The sequence below is a fragment of the Nonomuraea sp. NPDC048916 genome, from assembly GCF_040649575.1.
Classification (GTDB): Bacteria; Actinomycetota; Actinomycetes; order Streptosporangiales; family Streptosporangiaceae; genus Nonomuraea.
In genome coordinates, this window is sequence record NZ_JBEZFS010000055.1 from 46,386 (window position 1) to 64,924 (window position 18,539).

Consider the following 18,539-nt stretch of genomic DNA (forward strand, 5'->3'; position numbering starts at 1 on the left):
CGCCATCCGGTGTCGCCCACCCGCGCTCCGGGGCGAACAGATGCCGGGGAGCGGCGTCGTACGCCTCTCGCCAGACGGGCGGCAGGTCGCCCGCCGCGTCGAGCCGGACGGCACTCCCTCCCGTCAGTCCTGAGCCGGGTGGTGCCAGGGGAGGATCACCGGTTCGGCGGGGTGGTCGCCCTGGAGGAGACGTTCGAGCAGGTCGGGCAGGTCGAACGGGATGACGCGTTCGCCGGTGGCCCGGAGGTCGGGCAGGGTCCACCAGCGGAACGTGTCGAGCAGGGAGCGTTCGAGCTGTTCCATGGCGGAGGTGTCCACGGTCAGCTCCGGGACGCGCAGGAAGAAGTAGGAGTCGTGCGCGTGGAACAACCGGTCGTCGTCGCTGACCCAGTGGCCGGAGCTGACGGCCACCACCGGCCCGAACGCGTCGGGGGCGACCAGGTGCCCGGTCTCCTCGCGCAGCTCGCGGGACGCGGCCACGGGCAGCGCCTCGCCGGGCTCGACACCGCCGCCCGGCGTGAACCAGGCCAGGGCAGGCTTCTTGGTGGGACCCAGGCCGCGAAACAGGAAGATCCGGTCACGGTCGTCGACCATCAGCACGCGGGCGGTGGGGCGTGAGATCACTTCGGGCATGCCAGGGAGCCTAGTCACCGGCTCGCCTCGAACCGGGCCCGCGCCTACAGCCAGCTGGCCCGGACGCTGTCCGCCTCGTCGGCGGGTGGCTGGCCGAGCTCTCCCTTGCGCACCCTGGTGAGCAGCCGGTCGACGCTGTCGAGGATCTCGGGGACCGACGCGCGAAGCTCGGCCACGTCCGCCGCGATCACGTCGTCGCGATCGATCCCCGCCCGATCCAGCACGCCGTCCAGGTCCGTCAGCTTGCCGGCCAGCCAGCCGAGGGGGTCGCTCGACAGCTCCCTGTCGAACACGCGTGACCCGGGCTCCCAGCCGGTGAAGGTGGGGTGATGGTGGGTCCGGTCGAAGCTGCCGGGCTGCCCGGCGACCGACTCCAGCAGGTCGACGCGCCAGATGGGCTGGTCGACCTCGATGGGGCGGGCCGAGTAGATGGATCCCCTCAACCGGCCTTGTTCGATCATCCGCACTTCGAGACGTACGCCCCGCTCGGCGCCCTCCTGACCCTTGTCCGGGTTGGGGTCGACGAAGTAGATGTCGCTGACGGCGACGCCGATGCGCTCGAAGCCGAAGACGTAAAGCACGAAAACCCTCCTAATTCGGGTGTCTATCGCAGTATGAACATCCCGGCGACCGGCTTCAATCCGCGTCCCGGAGCCGCGTCTCGAGCCGCTTCTCGAGCCGCTTCTCGAACCAGTGGTGGGCGTAGGGCTCGTCGTTGAACGGGGCGACTTCCTCGAAGCCCGCCGACCGGTAGAGGTTGACGGCCTCGCGCAGGGCCCGGTTGGTCTCCAGCCGGAGGGCGCCGACGCCTCGCCGCCGCGCCCGCAGTTCGAGCTCGCGCAGGATCCGCCTGCCGACGCCGAGCCCGCGGGCCGCCGGCGAGACCCACATGCGCTTGATCTCGGCAGGCGCGGAGCCGTGGAACTTCAGCGCGCCGCAGCCGATGGGCTCTCCCCGGAGCCGGGCGAGGAGCAGCAGCCCGGCGGGTTCGGTCAGCTCGGCGGCCCCGGCGGGGATGCTGCGATCGGGGTCGAACCCGGCGTCGAAGCGGGTGTCGAGCTCGGCGGCGTACGACTGGAGGCAGAATCGGGCGGCGGCGCTCGAAGGGTCCTCGGTGGCGACCTCGACCAGGCCGGCGGTGAGGAGCCGCTCGACCTCGCCCATGGCCTCCACCAGCCGGGCCTGCTGCGTGTCGCTCAGCGAGTCGAGCAGCGACCGGGCCAACTCGTCGCTGAGCCGATCCAGCTCCCGCCGTTCGGCGAGGCCGGCCGGGGTGAGGCGGACAGTGCGCACCCTCTTGTCCGGTGAGCCCGGCTCGACCACGACGAGCCCCTGCTGCTCCAGTGTGCGCAGCAGGCGGCTGAGATAGCCGGAGTCCAGGTCGAGCCCGACCCGTAGGGTCCGTACGTCCGCGCCGGCCTCGCCGATCTCCCACAGCACCCGCGAGGCGCCGATGGGTCGCTCGCGGGCCAGGTACTCGTCGTACAGGGCGCCGATCCGCTGGGTGACGGTGCGGTTGAAGGACCGCACCCGCCGTATCGCCATGTTCTCCATATCTCTGACCTTAGTCAGAGATTTGCCGGACGGCGAGTCCCCGCGACGCTGCCCGGCGTCGCGGAGACGGCGGTCGTCAGCGGGCGAACTCCACCAGGGTCCGGTTGACCTGCTCGGGATGGGTCCAGCCGATGTTGTGCGGACCGCCCTCGACGACCTCGAACCGCAGGTCCTTGATGAGCCCGCCCAGCCGCTTGCCGGTGGAGTCGATCGGCAGGATTCGGTCCTCGTCGCCCTGCATCACCAGCACCGGCACGTCGATCTTGGGCAGATCGCCGCGGAAGTCCGTGCCCCAGGTCGGGACGCAGTCGTACGTGCCCTTGGCCGACGCCGCCGCGGCCACGTTCCAGCTCGCCTGCCACGCCTCCTCGCTGATCCGCTCGCCGCTGAGGACGTCGACGTTGTAGAAGTCGTCGAGGAACGTCTTCAGGTACGCGTACCGGTCGGCGGCGATGGACTTCTGGATGCCGTCCAGCACGCTCGGGTCGATGCCGCCCCGCTCGTCGACCAGGTAGGGCTGGAGCGGGGCGAGCAGCACCGCCTTGCGGACCCGGCCGGAGCCGTGCGTGCCGAGGTAGCGGGTGACCTCGCCGGTGCCCATGGAGAAGCCGACCAGGACGACGTCGCGCAGGTCGAGCCGCTCCATCAGGGTGTTGAGGTCGGCCGCGAAGGTGTCGTAGTCGTAGCCCGTGGTCGGCTGGCTGGAGCGGCCGAAGCCGCGCCGGTCGTAGGCGATGACGCGGTGGCCGGCCTCCAGCAGGGGCGGCACCTGCTTCTCCCACGAGTGGCAGTCCAGCGGGAAGCCGTGGATCAGCACGACGGGTGTGCCGGCGCCGTGGTCCTCGTAGTAGATCTCGATGGGGCCGGAGTTCTCCTGGCCGGTCGTGACGTAAGGCATGTGGTGTCTCCCCCGATGTGACTGGTGTCTCCCCGACGTGACGCTCAAAGCGCATGAATTCCCGTTGACGAGGATGAACACGCCTTCGCGGACAGGTTCTGTCCAGCGGGCCGTCAGAGGTAGCGGACCACTCTGGCCGGGATGCCCACGGCCGCCACGCCGGCCGGGATGTCACCGGTGACGACGGCGCCGGCGCCGAGGACGCTGTCGTGACCGATGGTGACCCCGGCCAGCACGATCACGCCGCCGCCGAGCCAGACGTTGTCGCCGATCACGATCGGCTCGGCCGCCTCCAGCTTGGCGCGCCGCTGCTCGGGGTCCAGCGGGTGGGTGGGGGTGAGCAACTGGACGTGCGGGCCGATCTGCACGTCGGCGCCGATCGTGATGGGGGCCACGTCCAGGGCGGTCAGGCCGTAGTTGGCGAACGTGTTCTCGCCGATGGTGATGTGCGAGCCGTAGTCGACGTACAGGGGCGGCTTGATGTGCGCGCTGGGCGCGATCGAGCCGAGCAGCTCCTCCAGGATGGGACGCGCGCCGTCGGGGTCGGCGGAGTAGACCTCGGCGTAGCGGTGCGTGAGCGCGACCGCGCGCCTGGCGGCGGTGTCCAGCTCAGGGTCGTCGGCTATGTAGAGGTCGCCGGCCAGCATGCGCTCGCGGTTGGTGCGTGGATCTCCAGCGAAGTAATCAACCATAGGGACGAACGTACGCTTTGGGCTTCGCTCCGCCACGCCACTCCTCACCGGTGTCGTGGCTGGGTGTGCGGTGTCGCCGGGGTCCGCGCACCGGCCTTGCCGAAGCCGCCGCCCCGCTGCCCGAGCTGGTGATCTTCTCCGCCTCGCTCTGCTACGAGGTCCTGTACGACGGCATCGGCGGCCACACCGGAGCCCGCCGGGTGACCGACCCCGACGCGATCGGCCCCGCCCTGGAAGCGCTCATCGGCCTCTACGGCCGGGCCGAGGATCTGACCGGCTACCACGAGCGGGAGGTGGCGCCGCTGCGCCCGCCCGTCATCACCGACCAGATGCGCGCCGCCCTGCCCTACTGACGGCGGTGGTCAGCTCGGTGGGCGGTTGATCGGCGGGAGCCCGGTCGTCCTCGCGCAGGACGTCGTCGGCCATCTGGTCGTACTCGGCCACCCGGGCCCGGCCGGCCTCGCCCAGCTGCTCGACCACCGCCGCGATCAGGGTTTCGAGCAGCGCGACCGCCGGGGTCAGCGAGTCGAACGGCGAGGGCGAGCGGACCTGCGCGGGCAGCACGACGTCGGCCACGGCCGAGATCGGCGACAGCCACGGGTCGGTCAGCAGCACGATCTTGACGTTGCGGGCCGCGGCGGCGTTGGCGAAGGCGACGGTCTCACGCTGGTAGCGCCGGTAGTCGAAGAGCACCAGCACGTCACGCCGGCCCATGTCGAGCAGGTGGGCGGCGTGGTCGGCGGTGGACCCGGCGATGTAGGTGGCGCCGGACCGCAACTGCTGCAGGTGGGCGACGAGGTAGTGGGCCAGGATCGTGCTGAACCGGCCGCCGGCCGCCGAGACACGGCGGCTCGGGTCGGCCAGCAGCTCGGCCGCCCTGGTCAGCTCACCCTCGGGCACCTGGTCGAAGGTCATGGCCGTGGCTTCCAGCAGCACCTGGCGTGACCTGCCGAGCACGCCGTCGGGGCCCACCTCGTCACCGGCACCGGCGGAGCCGTACTGGGCCAGGGGAGAGGAGTAGCGCTGCTGGGTCTCGCGCTTGAGCGCCTGCTGGAGCTCGGGGTAGCCGTCGAACCCGAGCCGGTAGGCCAGCCGCAGCACGGTCGCCGGGCTGGTCTGGGCCAGGCCGGCGACGATCGCCAGCGGCTCCAGACCGGCGGTCGGGTAGCCCGCCAGGAGGGCGCGGGCCACCCGCTGCTCCGCACGCGGCAGCTGCGGCAGCACGTCGCGCAGTTGCGCCGCGACGGTGCGGGGCTCAGTTGGGGGGGACACCCTGCCTCCTAGAGGACGGTCGGCGACTCCGGGGGCGCGCCGCCGGCAACGGATCATGCCACGGCGCGCCGGAAAAGAGAACGCCGGTCAACGGCCGTCCGCACGCTCCGCGGGGTCCGCGGGGTCCGCGGGGTCCGCGAGCCCGCACCACTCGATCGCGGCCAGCGCGTAGGTCTTGGCCGACTGGACGAGCTGGGCGATCTCGACATACTCGTTCTCCGCGTGAGCCGTGTAGCCGACGCCAGGACCGTACACCAGGCCGTCCAGGCCCTTGCGGTCCATCCAGGTCAGGTCGCAGACGCCCATGAAGCCGGTCGACAGCGGCGGCCGCCCGTCGGAGGCCGCGGCGTGCGCGCCGGCCACCACGGCGCCCAGCGGCGCGTCGTCGGGCAGCGAGTACGGCGGCCACAGCAGCTTCCACTCGAAGACCGGCGGGTGCTCGCGCAGCCACGGGTCGGACTTGCAGGCGTCGGCCACGCGGCCCTCGATCTCGGCGATGACCTCCTCGTTGGTCCGGTCGGGGTGGTGGTAGACGCAGTATTCGACGGTCAGCTCGTCGGCCAGGAAGAACGGCACGTAGATGCCCGACGGGTTGGCCTGGAGCACGCCCGGCAGCAGGTTGAAGTAGCCGGGCGGGAAGAGCGGGTGGCGGTTGTGCCGGGCCCACTCGTCCTCCAGGGAACGCAGCGCCTGGTAGACGATCCAGAACTTGTCGACGGTGTTGACCCCGAGCGCGTCGCCCTCCAGCGTGGGGTGCACGGTCATGCCGCGCAGGCCGGAGTGGGCGGTCTTGCCCTCCATGGAGATGCTGAACCAGAGCAGGCCCGGCGTCACCGGCACCGACGCCGGCAGGGTGCCCGCCTGCCCCGACGGCTCGCAGACGATGGCCGCGTCCGCGCCGAACCCCGCCTCCAGCACCGCCGTGGTGCCGGCCAGATGGTCGCCGACCTCCTCGCCGACGACGGCCTGCAGCACCAGGTCGCCGGCCAGGCGCACCCCGGCCCGGCGCAGGGCCACGGCGGCGTAGGCGGCCGCGACCAGGCCGCCCTTCATGTCGGTCGCGCCGCGCCCGATCACCGTGTCGTCGGTGACCACGGCCCGGAACGGATCGCCGCGCCACTTGTCGAGCCGGCCCGCGGGCACCACGTCGACGTGCCCGTTGAGCAGCAGCGACCGGCCGCCGCCGGCGCCGGGGACGACGCCGCACGCGTTGTCGCGGCCCTTCTCCACGGTCACCTTGGCGACCTCGGCCCCGGCCTCGGCGTACAGGTCGGCCAGCAGTGCGCTGACGTCGCCCTCCGCCCCGACGATCTTGTCGTACTCCTGCCCGGGGTAGCGCGGGTTGACGCTGGGCACGGCGATCGCGTCGGCCAGGCTGGACACCAGGCGCTCGGCGAGCCGGTCGACCTGGTCGGTCACCTCGCGGGTCACGTCGCGGTCCTGAGCGGTCATGACGTCTCCTTCACGGTGGTTGAGCTGGCGGGTACGGATGGCGACGCGGGCTCACCGGGCCCGCGGAGCCGGTCGCGTACCGAGTCGAGGACGGAACGGGCGATGCCGGCCAGGCCCTTGGGCGCGAGCCACAGCACCACGAGGATCAGCGAGGCGACCACGATGTCGCGCCAGGCGCCCGCGTCCTGCAGGGCGTCGGAGACCAGGGTGACGACCACGGCGCCGGCGATCGGCCCGTAGACGCTGCCGCTGCCGCCCAGGAAGATCATGCAGAGCAGCAGGGTCAGCTGGCCGAAGCCGAAGATGTCGGTGCTGACCACGCCGTTGAGGTAGGCGTTGAAGCTGCCCGCCACGCCGGCGACGCCCGCGCCGATCACGAAGACGATCAGGTGCTGCCGCACCCGGGAGACGCCCCGGCTGGTGGCCAGCGGCTCGTTGTCCCGCAGGGCCACCAGCGACATGCCGAGCGTCGAGCGGGTCAGCACCCGCACCAGCACGGTGACGGCGAACAGCAGCACCGCGCCGAGGAAGTAGTAGCCGATCCGGCCGTCGGCCCGCAGGCTGGTGTCGCCCAGGCTGAGCCGCGGGATGCCGACGATGCCGTTGGACCCGCCGGTCAGCCCCGCCTGGCCGAGCACCAGGTAGATGCAGAGCTGGGAGAACACGTACGTGGCCAGGCCGACGTAGATGCCGCGCAGCCGCAGCACCGGCAGGAACGCCACCAGCGAGGCCAGCATCGCAGACACCCCCGAGATGGGGATGGCCAGCCAGAGGTCGACGCCCGTGCGGGTGGCCAGGATGCCCGTGGTGTAGGCGCCGATGCCGAAGAACCCGATCTGGGCGAAGTTGAAGATGCCGGCGAAGCCCAGGGTGAGGTTCCAGCTCAGGGCGAGGACGCCGTACATCGTGATGAGGATCAGCAGCAGCCGGGTGTGCGGGTCGGTGAAGACCAGCGGCAGGGCCACCAGGACGATCGCGTAGGCGGGCCAGCCGAGCCGGCCGCGCAGTTTCGGCATGGTGTTCACGCGCTCCTCACCCGCGTGCGCAGCAGCCCCTCCGGCTTGACCAGCATGATGACGATCATCGCGAGGAAGACCAGGACGGGGCTCCAGGACAGCCCGAAGTAGTAGGTGGTGACGGCCTCCAGCAGGCCGATCGCGTACGCGCCCGCGATGGTGCCCGCCAGGCTGCCCGCGCCGCCGAACGCGAGCACCACGAACGCCCGCAGCAGCGGGTCGCTGCCCATCCCCGGTGAGATGAACTGCATGCTGCCGAGCAGGGCGCCCGCCACGGTGGCCAGGGCGACGGCGGCCATGACCACGAACAGGTACACCCGCCGCGGCGCGATGCCGAGCAGCTGGGCGTGCTCGCGGTTCTGTTCCAGCGCCCGGACGGTCAGGCCGATGCCGGAGCGTTTGAGCACCAGCGCCAGCAGGCCCACCAGCAGCGGCGCCAGCACGATGGTGACCAGCTGGGTGCCCTGGACGACGGCGCCCGCGATCTCGACCCGCGTGTCCCCGAACTGTGGGAGCTGCCTGATCTGCGGACCCCAGATCAGCTGGGCGCCGCTCTGCAGCAGCATGGTCGCCGCGAGCGTGGCGACCATCACCAGCATGTCGCCGTTGGGCCGTCTGATGAACGGGCTGACCAGCAGGAACTCGTAGACGGCGCCGATCAGCGCCATCACGGTGATCGCGCCGATCAGCGACACCACGAGCGGCAGCCCGGTCGCGTCGAGCACCGTCCAGGTCAGGTAGGCGCCGAACATGAGCAGCGCGCCGTGCCCGAAGTTGAAGACCCGCAGGTTGGACCAGATCAGGGTCAGGCCCGCCGCCATGAGCAGGTAGAGACCGCCGAGGACGAGCGTGCTCGTCAGGATGACACTAATGCCGCCCATCGGCGACCCCTCCCAGGAAGAGCGACATCATCTCGTCGCGGCTCCGGGTGCTGTCCGACACGTCGCTGTGGACCACGTCGCCGTGCAGGACGACGTGGTAGCGGTCGGTCAGGGTGAGCACCAACTCCATGTCGCCGTCGACCAGGATGATCGACGACACTTCCGCGCGGACGCGTACGATGCACTCGCTCAGCTCGTGCTTGACCTTCGGCGACAGGCCCAGCGTGGGCTCGTCGAGGATGAGCAGCGTGGGCCGGGCCATCAGGCCCATGCCGAGGCTGGCCATCTGGCGTTCGCCGCCGCTGAGGGTGCCGGTGAGCTGCCTGCGGCGTTCCTTGAGCCGGGGGAAGACGGAGAACACCTGGTCGATGCCGTCGCGCCAGGCCGCGGAGTGCCCGCTGGAGGCGGCCGAGAGCCGCAGCGCCTCCTCCACGGTGAGCTGCGGGAACAACCGCGAGCCCTGCGGCACGTGGACGAGACCGCTCCTGACCAGGTCGCGCGGCGACCTGCCCCTGGTGTCGCGGCCGGCGAAGGCGATCGTGCCGGACGAGGCGCGGTGCACGCCCGAGACGCAGCGCAGCAGGGTGGTCTTGCCGTGGCCGTTGGGGCCCAGCAGCCCGACCGCCTCGTTCTCCGCGACGCTCATCGAGATGCCGCGCAGCACCCCGGCGTGGCCGTAGCCGGCGGTCAGGTCCTTTACGGTCAGCAGATCGCTCATCACGCGGCTCCCGGTCCCAGATAGGCTTCGACGACCCGCGGGTCCGACAGGACCTCGGCCGGGCCGCCGGTCACGATGATCCGGCCGCTGTCGAGCACCGCCATCCGGTCGGCCAGCGCCTCCAGCACCGACAGCACATGCTCGATGATCACCATCGTGACGCCGGAGCCGCGGATGCGTGACAGCAGCCGGATGAGGGCGTCCTGGTCGGCCGGGTCGAGACCGGCGGCGGGCTCGTCGAGCAGCAGCAGCGACGGCCCGCTCACCAGCGCGCAGGCGATCATCAGGCGCTTGCGGTCGATCAGCGACAGCCCGTCGGCCGGGCGGTCGAGGTCGCCGCCGAGCTCCACGACCTCCAGCGCCTCCCGGCAGCGGGCCGGGGCCCAGCGCACGGCCCGGCCGGCGCCGCCGTAGGCCGAGCCGACGCGGACGTTCTCCATGACGGTCAGCGACTCGAAGACGGCCTCGGTCTGGAAGGTGCGCTTGAGCCCGGCCTTGGCGATCCAGCGGGGCGAGCGGTGCTGGATCTCCTGGCCGTCGAAGATCACTTTGCCGGTGTCCGGGCGGATGGGGATGCCGGTGAGCAGGTTGAACAGCGTGCTCTTGCCGGCGCCGTTGGGGCCCGCGAGGCCGAACACCTCGCCGCGGCGCACCTCCATCGAGACGCCGTCGACGGCCTTGAGGCTGCCGAACGACTTGCCGACGTCGCAGGCCGCGAGCAGCACCGCCGCCCCGCCCCCGCCGCCGCTCATGCCGCCGCTCATGCCGACCGCCCTGCGCCGCGGCGGGCGATGGCCGCGCCGATCCCGCCGGCGGCGCCGGTGACCAGGGCGCGTCGCCCCGTCAGAGTGCTCGCCATCGCGATATCTCCCTCAATCCACTGGTAGTGCTGGTCGGTCGTCGAAGGGCAGGCCCACGCCGTATGGCTTCATCCGGCCGACGCCCGCGGCCCAGGCCGCGCCGCCGGGCGATGCGGCCGCGCCCCGGGCGACGCTGGTCACCTGGCCGGGGCGGAGGTCCATCCCGCCGCCGGCCGCCGGAGGTGGCAGCCGTGCGCCGCGATCTCGTGCCCGGCCGCCGGGATCTCCTCGATCCGGTGCGGGAACGTCACCAGGTCGTGGCCGGGAGTGGCCCAGGTCGCCGTCACTTCTTCATCCACGGCGGCAGCTGGAAGGATCCCGACTTGTACTTCTCAGGGGCGATCAGCACCCGCTTCTGGTCCTGGAACTGGAAGGACTGCAGCGGCACGAAGTCGTCGCCCTGCTTGGCCAGGTGGGTGGCCTGGTCGAAGACGATCCGGCCGGACGCCTGCTCGGTGTCGATCCTGCCGATCGCCGCGCCGATCGCGAGGGCGTCGTCGGGGTCGCCGACCTGGCGCAGCGCCTCGGCGTAGATCATCATCTCGACGTAGGTCATCACGCCCTGCGGGTCGACGTCCTCGGTCCCGTACGCGGCCTTCCAGTCCTTCTGCAACTGCGAGGCCGGGGCGAAGTTCGCCGCGGGCACCAGGCCGGCGAGGTTGTTGAACAGCACGCCCTCGGCCTTGTCCTTGGTCAGCTCGAAGAACTGCGGCTGGTTGGGGCCGTACTGCATGAAGACCAGCGACTGGGTGGGGTTCTGCAGGAACTGCTGCATGAAGCTGGCCTCGTTGGAGACCTGGTAGTCGGTGTTGACGATGAAGTCGGGGTCCGCCGAACGGATCTTGGCGATGATCGTGCCCCAGTCGTTGACCGGGCCGAACGGCACCTTCTCCTCGCCGGCGATCGTCCAGCCCTTGGCCTTGAACGTCTTGACCAGGCCGTCGGCGATGCTCTCGCTGTAGGGGTTGTCGGAGCGGACGATGAAGGCCGACTTCTTGCGCGGCTTCCACAGGTCCTGCTCGGCCCAGGACTCGGCCAGCTCGACCGGCTCGGTGCCGTAGGCGTCGTAGTTGGGGGTGATGGACCACACGGTCGGGTACTTGGCCGGGTCCTTCTCGATGATCTCCTGGGTCTGCGCGGTGTTGCCGCCGATGAGGTAGACCTTCTCGGCCGCCGCGAACTCGTCGATCTCGAAGTTGGAGGTCGAGGCGTAGCCGGTGATGACCGCCTTGACCGAGTCGTCGTCCGTGAGGGTCTGCACGCCCTTGGTGACCGCGTCGTTCGACTGGCCCTGCACGTCCACGGTCTTGAGCTTGAACGTGTGGCCGTTGACGCCCCCGCGCTCGTTGAGCTGCTTGATGGCCAGCTCGGCGCCCTGCTTCATGCCCTGGCCGTCGGAGGCGGAGCCGCCGGTCAGCGGGGCGAGCAGGCCGATCTGGATCTCCTTGGCGCCGCCTTCGCCGCCGCCCCCGTCGGAGGCGGAGGTGGTCGAGGACGAGCAGGCGGTGAGCGCGGTCAGGGCGCCTGCGACCGCGATGGCGGTGACCGTCCGGATGGGGGTCCGGGTACGGCGGAATGGGGAACGGGCCACGGGTGAAGCCTCTCTGCGTCGATGAGGGCGAGGGGGCGAACGCGCGCAAGAGCTGTGTCGGGGGATGGCGTTCCACGCCTGTCTCGCGACGGTCTGTCACTTTCGCAATTGAAACGTACGTTGCATCTTGGTGCAAAGAGTAGATCTGTAAAATGTCTGTTACTCAAATGTGTTCAGCGTCACAGCCTTGATCTGGCAAAACGTGGATCAGCTCGGCGGCAGGGCCGTTCCGGCCAGGAAGCCGCCGTCCACGTCGCGAACACTCTCTGTGACGAAAGAGGGGTCGGGATCCGCCCGGCGCCACCGCGATGCCGTGGTCGATGCCCTGGGCCGCTCCGGCGACCATGGCGACGGCTCCAGAGAACCGGCCAGGAGGGGATTTTCCGTCATCATCGCCTTCCGCCGGCACCGCGCGGGAACATCATCCGCACGCGTGACCTGGGCGTTTCTCTCAGGCCCGCTAGGTAACATGCATGATAAATTTCATATCAGTGTCTTGACCATACATTTGAATCATATGTTTCACTAGGCCCCATCCGGCTCGCAAGGGAGCGAACCGGACTGGGAGGAGAGAGTGCCGATGACGACGGGGACCGTCTTTGTGGCGACCTGCGACCTCGCGGGACAGGTTCGGGGGCGAGCCACCCCGGCGGCCAGGCTGGAGCACACACTGCGCACCGGAGTGGGCTGGGTGCCCGCCAATCTGGCGCTGAGCTGCTTCGGCGAGCTGGCCGAGGACAACGTCTTCGGCTCGGTGGGCGACCTGCGGCTGATCCCCGACCCCGCGACGGCCATCGACATCCCGGCCGACGAGCAGGCCCCCGGCACCCGGCTCTACCTCGCCGACCAGACCGGCCTCGACGGCGCCCGCTGGCCCGGCTGCCCGCGCGGTTTCCTCGCCGCCGCGCTCGACGACCTCAAGGAGACCGCCGGGCTCGAGGTGCACGCCTCCTTCGAGCACGAGTTCATGCTCCACGATCAGAGCCCGGCCCAGGACACGTGGCCGCCGTTCTCCTTCCAGCGGCTGCGCGGCGCGGAGCCGTTCGGCACCGATCTGGTCGCGCTGCTGGAGGCGACCGGGCTGGAGCCGGAGAGCTGGCTGCCCGAGTTCGGCGACGGCCAGTTCGAGATCACGCTGCGCCCCGCCACCGGCCTGGCCGCCGCCGACCGGGCCGTGCTGCTGCGCGAGCTGGTCCGCGACCTCGCCTACCGCCGGGGACGGCGGGCCACCTTCGTCCCGATCGCCGACCCCGCCGGCGTCGGCAATGGCGTCCACGTGCACTTCTCGCTCCGGCTGGCCGGCGGCGGCTCGGTCATGTACGACGCCGACGCCCCCGGCAGGCTGTCGTCGACCGCGGCCAGGTTCGCCGCCGGGATCCTGCGGCACGCCGGCGCCGTGGTCGCCGTCACCGCGCCCAACCCGGCCTCCTACCTCAGGCTCACCCCGCACCGGTGGAGCGCCGGCGGCGTCTTCCTCGCCGAGCGCAACCGGGAGGCCCTGCTGCGCATCGCCCCGACGGTCGAGATCGGCGGCGCCGACCCGGCCGCCCAGCTGCACCTCGAATACCGGGCCGCCGACGCCACCGCCAACCCGTGGCTGGTGCTGGGCGTCCTCGTACGGGCCGGACTCGCCGGGCTGGCCGGCGACGAGCCCGCCAGGGTGTGGCCGGAGACCAGCACCGAGGCCGACCTGGCCGGGGAGCCCCCGCTGCCCGGCTCCCTGCCGGAGGCGCTCGCCGCGCTGGAGGCCGACGAGGTCGCCCGCGGCTGGTTCCCCCACGAGCTGCTCCACACGTTCCTCACGGTGCGGCGGGCCGAGCTGGCCACCGTCGACGGCCTGCCCACCCACGAGCTCTGCCGGAAGGTCGCAGATGTCTACTGAGAGCCGCGAGCTGGAAGCCGCGCTCGCCGAGCTGTCCTTGGTCGACCACCACGTGCACGGCGCCTCGGCCGGCCACCTCGACCGGGCCACGTTCGAGACGCTGGTGACCGAGTCGGACCGGCCGATCCCGGCGTACATGACCCAGTTCGACTCCCAGATCGGGTTCGCGATCCGCCGCTGGTGCGCGCCCGTCCTCGGACTGCCCGCCCACGCCTCGCCCGAGGACTACCTCGCCCGCCGCGCCGAGCTGGGCGCGGCCGAGGTCAACCGGCTGCTGCTGGCCGCGAGCGGCATCGGCCGCTACCTGGTGGAGACCGGCTACCGGGGCGACGATGTGCTCGACCCCGCCGCGATGGCCGCCGTCTCGGGCCGCCCCGCCCACGAGGTCGTCCGCCTCGAACGGGTGCTGGAGGAGACCGCCGCCTCCGGTGTCTCGGCCGCCGGCCTGGCCGGCAGGTTCCGCGAGGAGTTGGCCCGCCGCGCGGGCGGCGCGGTGGGGCTGAAGAGCATCATCGCCTACCGGCACGGCTTCGCCTTCGACCCCGAGCCGCCCGGGGACCGGGAGGTCGCCGAGGCCGCGGGCCGCTGGCTGGCGGCCGCCGAGGCGAGCGGGGAGTGGCGGGTGGACGACCCGGTGCTGCTGCGCCTCGGCCTCTGGGCGGGCGTGGAGCACGGCCTGCCGCTGCAACTGCACGTCGGCTACGGCGACCCCGACGTCGAGCTGCAATTGTGCGACCCGCTGCTGCTCACCCGCTGGCTCAAGCTGGTCGAGCCGCACGGCGTGGACGTCATGCTGCTGCACTGCTACCCCTACCACCGCAACGCCGGCTACCTGGCGCAGGTCTTCCCGCACGTCTACTTCGACGTCGGTCTCGGCGTCAACTACACCGGCAGCCGTTCCGACGCCCTGATCGCCGAGTCGCTGGAGCTGGCCCCGTTCGCCAAGATCCTGTTCTCCTCCGACGCCTGGGGGCCCGCCGAGCTGCACTTCCTGGGGGCCCACCTGTTCCGCCGAGGGCTCGGCCGGGCGCTGCGGCGCTGGGTCGACGCCGGTGAGTGGACCGAGGCCGACGCGCTCCGGGTGGCGACCATGATCGGCGCCGACAACGCTTCGCGCGTCTACGGCCTGCCGAAAGGCGACGCGCCGCAGGGCGACGGCTCGCCGGAGGGCGGCGCACCGCGCGTCCACGGCTCGCCGGAGGGCGGCGCACCGCGCGTCCGTGGCGTGGAGCGCGCCGGATGAGCGCCCGGCTCGCCGCGCGGCTGCTGCCCGCGCTGGAGAAGGAGCTGCCCGCGGCCGGTGAGTTGCGCCGCCGGCTGCACGCCCGCCCCGACCTGTCCGGGCAGGAGAAGCCCACTCGCGACCTGGTCCTCGCCGAGCTGCCCGGCCGCGAGGTGCACAAGGTGGCCGGCACGGGCGCGCTGGTGCGCGTCGGCGGCCCCGGACCCGCGGTCGCCATCCGCGCCGAGCTCGACGCGCTCGCCGTGACCGAGCAGACCGGCGTCGTCTGGGCCTCCACCCGGCCGGGCAGGATGCACGCCTGCGGACACGACGTGCATCTCGCCGCCCTGGTCGCGCTCTCCCGCGCGGTCGAGGCCACCCGCGACGCGGTGCCGCTCGTCGCGGTGCTCCAACCCCGCGAGGAGACCTATCCCTCCGGCGCCCGCGACATCGCCGAGTCGCCCCTGCTGGCCGGACAGCGGCTCACCGCCGTCATCGGCGCGCACGTCCAGCCCACGCTGCCCAGCGGCGAGGTCGCCGCCACCCCCGGCACGGTGAACGCCGCCGCCGACGAGTTCACCATCGTCGTCAACGGGCGCGGCGGGCACGCCGCCTATCCCCACCTGACCAGCGACCCCGTCCTCGCGCTCGCGCACGTCATCGTCGCGCTGCAGCGGGTGGTCAGCCGCGACGTCGACCCGACCAGCTCGGCCGTCCTCGGCGTCTCTACGCTGGCGGCCGGCAGCGCCCCCAACGTCGTCCCGGACGAGGCGTCCGCCAGCGGCACCCTCAGGTCGATGAGCGACGGCGTGCGCGAACGGGTGCACGCCCGGCTGACGGAGGTCGCCGGCCTCGTCGCCCAGGCTCACGGCTGCGAGGCCACGGTGACCATCACCCACGGCGAGCCCGTCCTGCACAACGACCCCGACCTCGCCGCCCGCGCCGGCGCCCACCTCGGCACGCTCGGTCTCACCCCCTCCCGGACGCTGCAGTCGTTCGGGGCCGACGACTTCTCCTACCTGTCGGCGGTGCTGCCGGGGCTGATGATGTTCGTCGGAGTGGGCGACGGCACGGGCGCCCGCCTGCACGGCTCCCGCTTCCTCCCCGACGACGACGCCGTACGGAACGTGGCTCTCGCCATGCTGGCCGGCTACCTCGCGGCAGCGGAGGCGATGTAGCCGAGAGCTTCGGGCGGGTTGTGGCCGAGCGCTTCCGGCGGGTTCGACAACCTGCTCAAAGGGGACATCCGGAGGTGCCGACCGGATCCGCGTCGCAGGGAGAACGCCATGAGCACCACGATCAAGGAGACGCACGCCGCCCTGGTGTTCCTGCTCGGCGAGCACGCCTACAAGATGAAGAAGCCGGTGAACCTCGGCTTTCTCGACTTCTCCACCGTACGGGCCCGGCAGGCCGCGTGCAGGCAGGAGGTCGAGCTCAACCGCAGGCTGGCCCCCGACGTCTACGAGGGGGTGGCCGACGTGATCGGCCCGGACGGCCAGGTGTGCGAGCACCTGGTGGTCATGCGCCAGATGCCCGCCGAGCGGCGGCTGGCCACCCTCGTCCGGGCGGGCGGGCAGGTGGAAGACCAACTGCGCGGGATCGCGCGCCAGGTCGCCGGGCTGCACGCCAAGTCCCGCCACAGCCCGGAGATCGATCGCGAGGGAAGCCGGGAAGCGCTGCGCGCGCGATGGACCGCGAGCTTCGCGCAGGTCCGCGGCCTGCCCGGGGCCACGATCCCGCCCGAGACGCTCGACGAGATCGAGCGGCTCACGCTGCGCTTCCTGGACGGCCGGGAGTCCCTCTTCGACGCCCGCATCGCCGAGGGACGCGTCGTCGACGGTCACGGCGACCTGCTGGCCGAGGACATCTTCTGCCTCGACGACGGCCCGCGGATCCTCGACTGCCTGGAGTTCGACGAACGCCTGCGCTTCCTCGACGGGCTGGACGACGCGGCGTTCCTCGCCATGGACCTGGAACGGCTGGGCGCGCCCCGGCTGGCCGAGTTGTTCCTCCGCCGCTACGTCGAGTTCTCCGGAGACCCCGCCCCACCCGGGCTGTGGCACCACTATGTCGCCTATCGGGCTTTCGTCCGGGCCAAGGTCGCCTGCCTGCGCCACTGGCAGGGCGACGTGGACGCCGGCTGGGAGGCGCGCCGGCTGGCCGAGCTGGCCCTGGGCCACCTGCGCGCGGGCGCGGTCACCATGGTCGTCGTCGGCGGCTCGCCCGGCACCGGCAAGTCGACCCTGAGCGGCGGCATCGCCGACCGGTTCGGCTACACGGTGCTGCGCAGCGACCGCATCCGCAAGGAGCTGGCCGGGCTCGACCCCCTCCACTCCGCGAGCGCGCCCTACCAGCAGGGGATCTACGACCAGGCGCACACCGAGCGCACCTACGCCGAGCTGCTGTCGCGCGCCGAGAGGCTGCTCGGCCTGGGCGAGCCGGTCGTCCTCGACGCGTCCTGGATCGACGACCGGCAGCGGGCCAAGGCGGCGCAGGTGGCCGCCCGCACCTCCAGCACCATGGTCACGCTGCGGTGCACGGTCATGCCGCAGATCGCCGCCCGGCGGCTCGCCGCGCGAGGGGCGGGGGTCGCCGACGCCGACGAGTCCATCGGCGCCGCCATGACCGCCGCCATGGCGCCATGGCCGGACGCGATCGAGATCGACACCGGCGTCGCGCCGGAGCAGGCGCTCGACCGCGCCCTGGCGGCCGTGCACCCGCCCGAGAGCGAGGTGTCCTGGAGGTTCCGGCGCCCGCAGATCGAGCCCGGCTGACCGCCGCTACAGCTCGCGCCGATGCTGCCAGTGCCGGTTGGCCCGATGCCAGGCCACGTCCCACTCGGCGTGGCGGCGCCGGTCGAGCACCCACCGGAGGGCGGCGAACGCGCCCGCGCACAACAGCGCGGTCACCAGCACCACCAACCCGCTCGTCATCACCGCTCGGATCCAGATCTGCGTCCCGCTCAGCGGCGGGGACGTAGGAGCCCCGGCGCCGTCCAGCCACACCCGCACCGTGGTTCCGGCCCTGGTCAGGGCCGGAGCCTGCACCAGCCCCGTTCGCACCTCACCCGCCCGGGGCGTCCACCGCGCCTTCACCGGCACCTCGGGCGCGGCGCCGTCCCCCGTGGTCCGGCGGCCGGCCGGCGCGTCCTCCAGCAGCGTCGCCTCCACCTGCCGGCTCGTGCCCGCCTCGCGCGCCCCCGTCTCGTACGAGTGCCGCCCCACGAGCACCGCCGGCCAGAGGCTGACCAGCACCAGCAGCACCGCCACCACGCCTCCGCCCGTCTCCAGCCGGTCGGCGCGGCGGCGTAGGGGATTGCCGTCCAGCCGATGCCTGCGCACGCGGGACTTCATGGAATAGATCACGGAGCGGATCGCGGCCTTCATCTCGCACCTCCCGCGCCAGTCTCTTCCGCCCTTTCCGAGTCGGGCCAGGGCCGTAAGCCTCGCCCGTTCAGGGACTTTCGGCAGGGCCGCGGCCAAGGCCGGCCAAGGTCCAAAGTCCCTGCGGGGCAGGCCCTACGGCACTGCACCGGAGTCGCCGGACACGATGTGATCGTGGTGTGAGAAAGACGCTAACCCGGCACTGAAAGGGGGCCGTCATGGCCACCACGACCAGCAGGCCCGTCATGGCAGCCGACACCGGCACCGCGGCGCGCCGCCCCGCCGACTACGTCTGGGCGATCGCCCGGATCTCGCTCGGCTGGATCTTCCTCTGGGCTTTCCTCGACAAGACCTTCGGCTGGGGCTTCGCCACTCCGGCCAACCGCGCCTGGATCGAGGGCGGCAGCCCCACGACCGGCTTCCTCAAGGGCACCGGTGAGAACGCGCTCGGCGGCTTCTTCAGCTCGCTGGCCGGACAGGCCTGG

At 72.0% G+C, this 18,539-nt stretch carries 19 protein-coding genes and 1 pseudogene; 6 read left to right on the forward strand and 14 right to left on the reverse strand.

Features of this window, described 5'->3' with window-relative positions; translation table 11 throughout:
• Window positions 1-123: 123 nt before the first annotated feature.
• The 5 genes from AB0C16_RS36860 to AB0C16_RS36880 all read right to left on the reverse strand — a co-directional run bounded on the left by AB0C16_RS36860 (window position 124) and on the right by AB0C16_RS36880 (window position 3,777).
• Window positions 124-633, reverse strand: a complete 510-nt coding sequence (locus tag AB0C16_RS36860; RefSeq protein ID WP_357690214.1) for an NUDIX domain-containing protein — start codon at window positions 631-633, stop codon at window positions 124-126.
• Window positions 634-677: 44 nt separating this feature from the next.
• Window positions 678-1,214 carry a hypothetical protein gene (locus AB0C16_RS36865; protein ID WP_357690216.1) on the reverse strand — a complete coding sequence of 179 codons (537 nt, stop codon included), beginning with the start codon at window positions 1,212-1,214 and terminating at the stop codon, window positions 678-680.
• 55 nt (window positions 1,215-1,269) lie between these two features.
• Window positions 1,270-2,187 carry a bifunctional helix-turn-helix transcriptional regulator/GNAT family N-acetyltransferase gene (locus tag AB0C16_RS36870; RefSeq protein ID WP_357690218.1) on the reverse strand — a complete coding sequence of 306 codons (918 nt, stop codon included), beginning with the start codon at window positions 2,185-2,187 and terminating at the stop codon, window positions 1,270-1,272.
• Between the two features lie 76 nt (window positions 2,188-2,263).
• The gene (locus AB0C16_RS36875) at window positions 2,264-3,085 is read right to left on the reverse strand and encodes an alpha/beta hydrolase (protein WP_357690220.1); all 822 of its coding nucleotides are present in this window, start codon (window positions 3,083-3,085) and stop codon (window positions 2,264-2,266) included.
• Window positions 3,086-3,198: 113 nt separating this feature from the next.
• The gene (locus AB0C16_RS36880) at window positions 3,199-3,777 is read right to left on the reverse strand and encodes a sugar O-acetyltransferase (protein WP_357690222.1); all 579 of its coding nucleotides are present in this window, start codon (window positions 3,775-3,777) and stop codon (window positions 3,199-3,201) included.
• Window positions 3,778-3,842: 65 nt separating this feature from the next.
• Here AB0C16_RS36880 and AB0C16_RS36885 point away from each other — a divergent pair, with 65 nt between their 5' ends.
• A complete protein-coding gene (locus AB0C16_RS36885; RefSeq protein WP_357690224.1) occupies window positions 3,843-4,130 on the forward strand; it encodes a DUF6879 family protein in 288 nt (95 codons plus the stop codon).
• On the opposite strand, the gene AB0C16_RS36890 is transcribed toward AB0C16_RS36885, so the two are convergent.
• The 8 genes from AB0C16_RS36890 to AB0C16_RS36925 form a co-directional block, all read right to left on the reverse strand.
• Window positions 4,096-5,049 (reverse strand): MurR/RpiR family transcriptional regulator, encoded by a 954-nt coding sequence (locus AB0C16_RS36890; protein WP_357690226.1) that lies wholly within the window; start codon window positions 5,047-5,049, stop codon window positions 4,096-4,098. The two genes, AB0C16_RS36885 and AB0C16_RS36890, sit on opposite strands and share 35 nt — an antisense overlap.
• 87 nt (window positions 5,050-5,136) lie before the next feature.
• The gene (locus AB0C16_RS36895) at window positions 5,137-6,501 is read right to left on the reverse strand and encodes an ArgE/DapE family deacylase (RefSeq protein WP_357690228.1); all 1,365 of its coding nucleotides are present in this window, start codon (window positions 6,499-6,501) and stop codon (window positions 5,137-5,139) included.
• Window positions 6,498-7,517 carry a branched-chain amino acid ABC transporter permease gene (locus AB0C16_RS36900; protein ID WP_357690254.1) on the reverse strand — a complete coding sequence of 340 codons (1,020 nt, stop codon included), beginning with the start codon at window positions 7,515-7,517 and terminating at the stop codon, window positions 6,498-6,500. The genes AB0C16_RS36895 and AB0C16_RS36900 overlap by 4 nt, the downstream gene beginning before the upstream one ends.
• A 5-nt stretch (window positions 7,518-7,522) precedes the next feature.
• Window positions 7,523-8,398, reverse strand: coding sequence for a branched-chain amino acid ABC transporter permease (locus AB0C16_RS36905; protein ID WP_357690230.1), 876 nt, complete (start codon window positions 8,396-8,398; stop codon window positions 7,523-7,525).
• Window positions 8,385-9,116, reverse strand: coding sequence for an ABC transporter ATP-binding protein (locus tag AB0C16_RS36910; RefSeq protein WP_357690232.1), 732 nt, complete (start codon window positions 9,114-9,116; stop codon window positions 8,385-8,387). The genes AB0C16_RS36905 and AB0C16_RS36910 overlap by 14 nt, the downstream gene beginning before the upstream one ends.
• Window positions 9,116-9,880, reverse strand: coding sequence for an ABC transporter ATP-binding protein (locus tag AB0C16_RS36915; RefSeq protein ID WP_357690234.1), 765 nt, complete (start codon window positions 9,878-9,880; stop codon window positions 9,116-9,118). The genes AB0C16_RS36910 and AB0C16_RS36915 overlap by 1 nt, the downstream gene beginning before the upstream one ends.
• A 233-nt stretch (window positions 9,881-10,113) precedes the next feature.
• Window positions 10,114-10,263 (reverse strand): hypothetical protein, encoded by a 150-nt coding sequence (locus AB0C16_RS36920; protein ID WP_357690236.1) that lies wholly within the window; start codon window positions 10,261-10,263, stop codon window positions 10,114-10,116.
• Window positions 10,260-11,567, reverse strand: coding sequence for an ABC transporter substrate-binding protein (locus tag AB0C16_RS36925; RefSeq protein ID WP_357690238.1), 1,308 nt, complete (start codon window positions 11,565-11,567; stop codon window positions 10,260-10,262). The genes AB0C16_RS36920 and AB0C16_RS36925 overlap by 4 nt, the downstream gene beginning before the upstream one ends.
• Before the next feature lie 580 nt (window positions 11,568-12,147).
• Here AB0C16_RS36925 and AB0C16_RS36930 point away from each other — a divergent pair.
• From AB0C16_RS36930 to AB0C16_RS36945, 4 genes are all read left to right on the forward strand, one after another.
• Window positions 12,148-13,449, forward strand: a complete 1,302-nt coding sequence (locus AB0C16_RS36930; protein WP_357690240.1) for a glutamine synthetase family protein — start codon at window positions 12,148-12,150, stop codon at window positions 13,447-13,449.
• Window positions 13,439-14,692: an amidohydrolase family protein gene (locus AB0C16_RS36935; protein WP_357690242.1), complete on the forward strand. Its 1,254-nt coding sequence runs from the start codon at window positions 13,439-13,441 to the stop codon at window positions 14,690-14,692. The genes AB0C16_RS36930 and AB0C16_RS36935 overlap by 11 nt, the downstream gene beginning before the upstream one ends.
• Complete coding sequence (locus AB0C16_RS36940) at window positions 14,689-15,849, forward strand: M20 family metallopeptidase (protein WP_357690244.1); 1,161 nt, start codon at window positions 14,689-14,691, stop codon at window positions 15,847-15,849. The genes AB0C16_RS36935 and AB0C16_RS36940 overlap by 4 nt, the downstream gene beginning before the upstream one ends.
• A 108-nt stretch (window positions 15,850-15,957) precedes the next feature.
• Window positions 15,958-17,445, forward strand: a complete 1,488-nt coding sequence (locus AB0C16_RS36945; protein ID WP_357690246.1) for an AAA family ATPase — start codon at window positions 15,958-15,960, stop codon at window positions 17,443-17,445.
• A 6-nt stretch (window positions 17,446-17,451) separates the two neighbouring features.
• Here the strand turns inward: AB0C16_RS36945 and AB0C16_RS36950 are convergent, their stop codons facing one another.
• The gene (locus AB0C16_RS36950) at window positions 17,452-18,057 is read right to left on the reverse strand and encodes a hypothetical protein (protein WP_357690248.1); all 606 of its coding nucleotides are present in this window, start codon (window positions 18,055-18,057) and stop codon (window positions 17,452-17,454) included.
• A gap of 215 nt (window positions 18,058-18,272) precedes the next feature.
• Between AB0C16_RS36950 and AB0C16_RS36955 the strand changes: the two are divergent.
• A pseudogene (locus AB0C16_RS36955) lies at window positions 18,273-18,539 on the forward strand (hypothetical protein); the annotation flags it as partial.

Bases quoted from the DNA above. Each gene is read 5' to 3' on its own strand.
- AB0C16_RS36860 (WP_357690214.1), bottom strand. From the start codon at position 633: ATGCCCGAAGTGATCTCACGCCCCACCGCCCGCGTGCTGATGGTCGAC.
- AB0C16_RS36870 (WP_357690218.1), bottom strand. From the start codon at position 2,187: ATGGAGAACATGGCGATACGGCGGGTGCGGTCCTTCAACCGCACCGTC.
- AB0C16_RS36875 (WP_357690220.1), bottom strand. From the start codon at position 3,085: ATGCCTTACGTCACGACCGGCCAGGAGAACTCCGGCCCCATCGAGATC.
- AB0C16_RS36880 (WP_357690222.1), bottom strand. From the start codon at position 3,777: ATGGTTGATTACTTCGCTGGAGATCCACGCACCAACCGCGAGCGCATG.
- AB0C16_RS36895 (WP_357690228.1), bottom strand. From the start codon at position 6,501: ATGACCGCTCAGGACCGCGACGTGACCCGCGAGGTGACCGACCAGGTC.
- AB0C16_RS36900 (WP_357690254.1), bottom strand. From the start codon at position 7,517: ATGCCGAAACTGCGCGGCCGGCTCGGCTGGCCCGCCTACGCGATCGTC.
- AB0C16_RS36905 (WP_357690230.1), bottom strand. From the start codon at position 8,398: ATGGGCGGCATTAGTGTCATCCTGACGAGCACGCTCGTCCTCGGCGGT.
- AB0C16_RS36910 (WP_357690232.1), bottom strand. From the start codon at position 9,116: ATGAGCGATCTGCTGACCGTAAAGGACCTGACCGCCGGCTACGGCCAC.
- AB0C16_RS36915 (WP_357690234.1), bottom strand. From the start codon at position 9,880: ATGAGCGGCGGCATGAGCGGCGGCGGGGGCGGGGCGGCGGTGCTGCTC.
- AB0C16_RS36930 (WP_357690240.1), top strand. From the start codon at position 12,148: ATGACGACGGGGACCGTCTTTGTGGCGACCTGCGACCTCGCGGGACAG.
- AB0C16_RS36935 (WP_357690242.1), top strand. From the start codon at position 13,439: ATGTCTACTGAGAGCCGCGAGCTGGAAGCCGCGCTCGCCGAGCTGTCC.
- AB0C16_RS36940 (WP_357690244.1), top strand. From the start codon at position 14,689: ATGAGCGCCCGGCTCGCCGCGCGGCTGCTGCCCGCGCTGGAGAAGGAG.
- AB0C16_RS36945 (WP_357690246.1), top strand. From the start codon at position 15,958: ATGAGCACCACGATCAAGGAGACGCACGCCGCCCTGGTGTTCCTGCTC.
- AB0C16_RS36950 (WP_357690248.1), bottom strand. From the start codon at position 18,057: ATGAAGGCCGCGATCCGCTCCGTGATCTATTCCATGAAGTCCCGCGTG.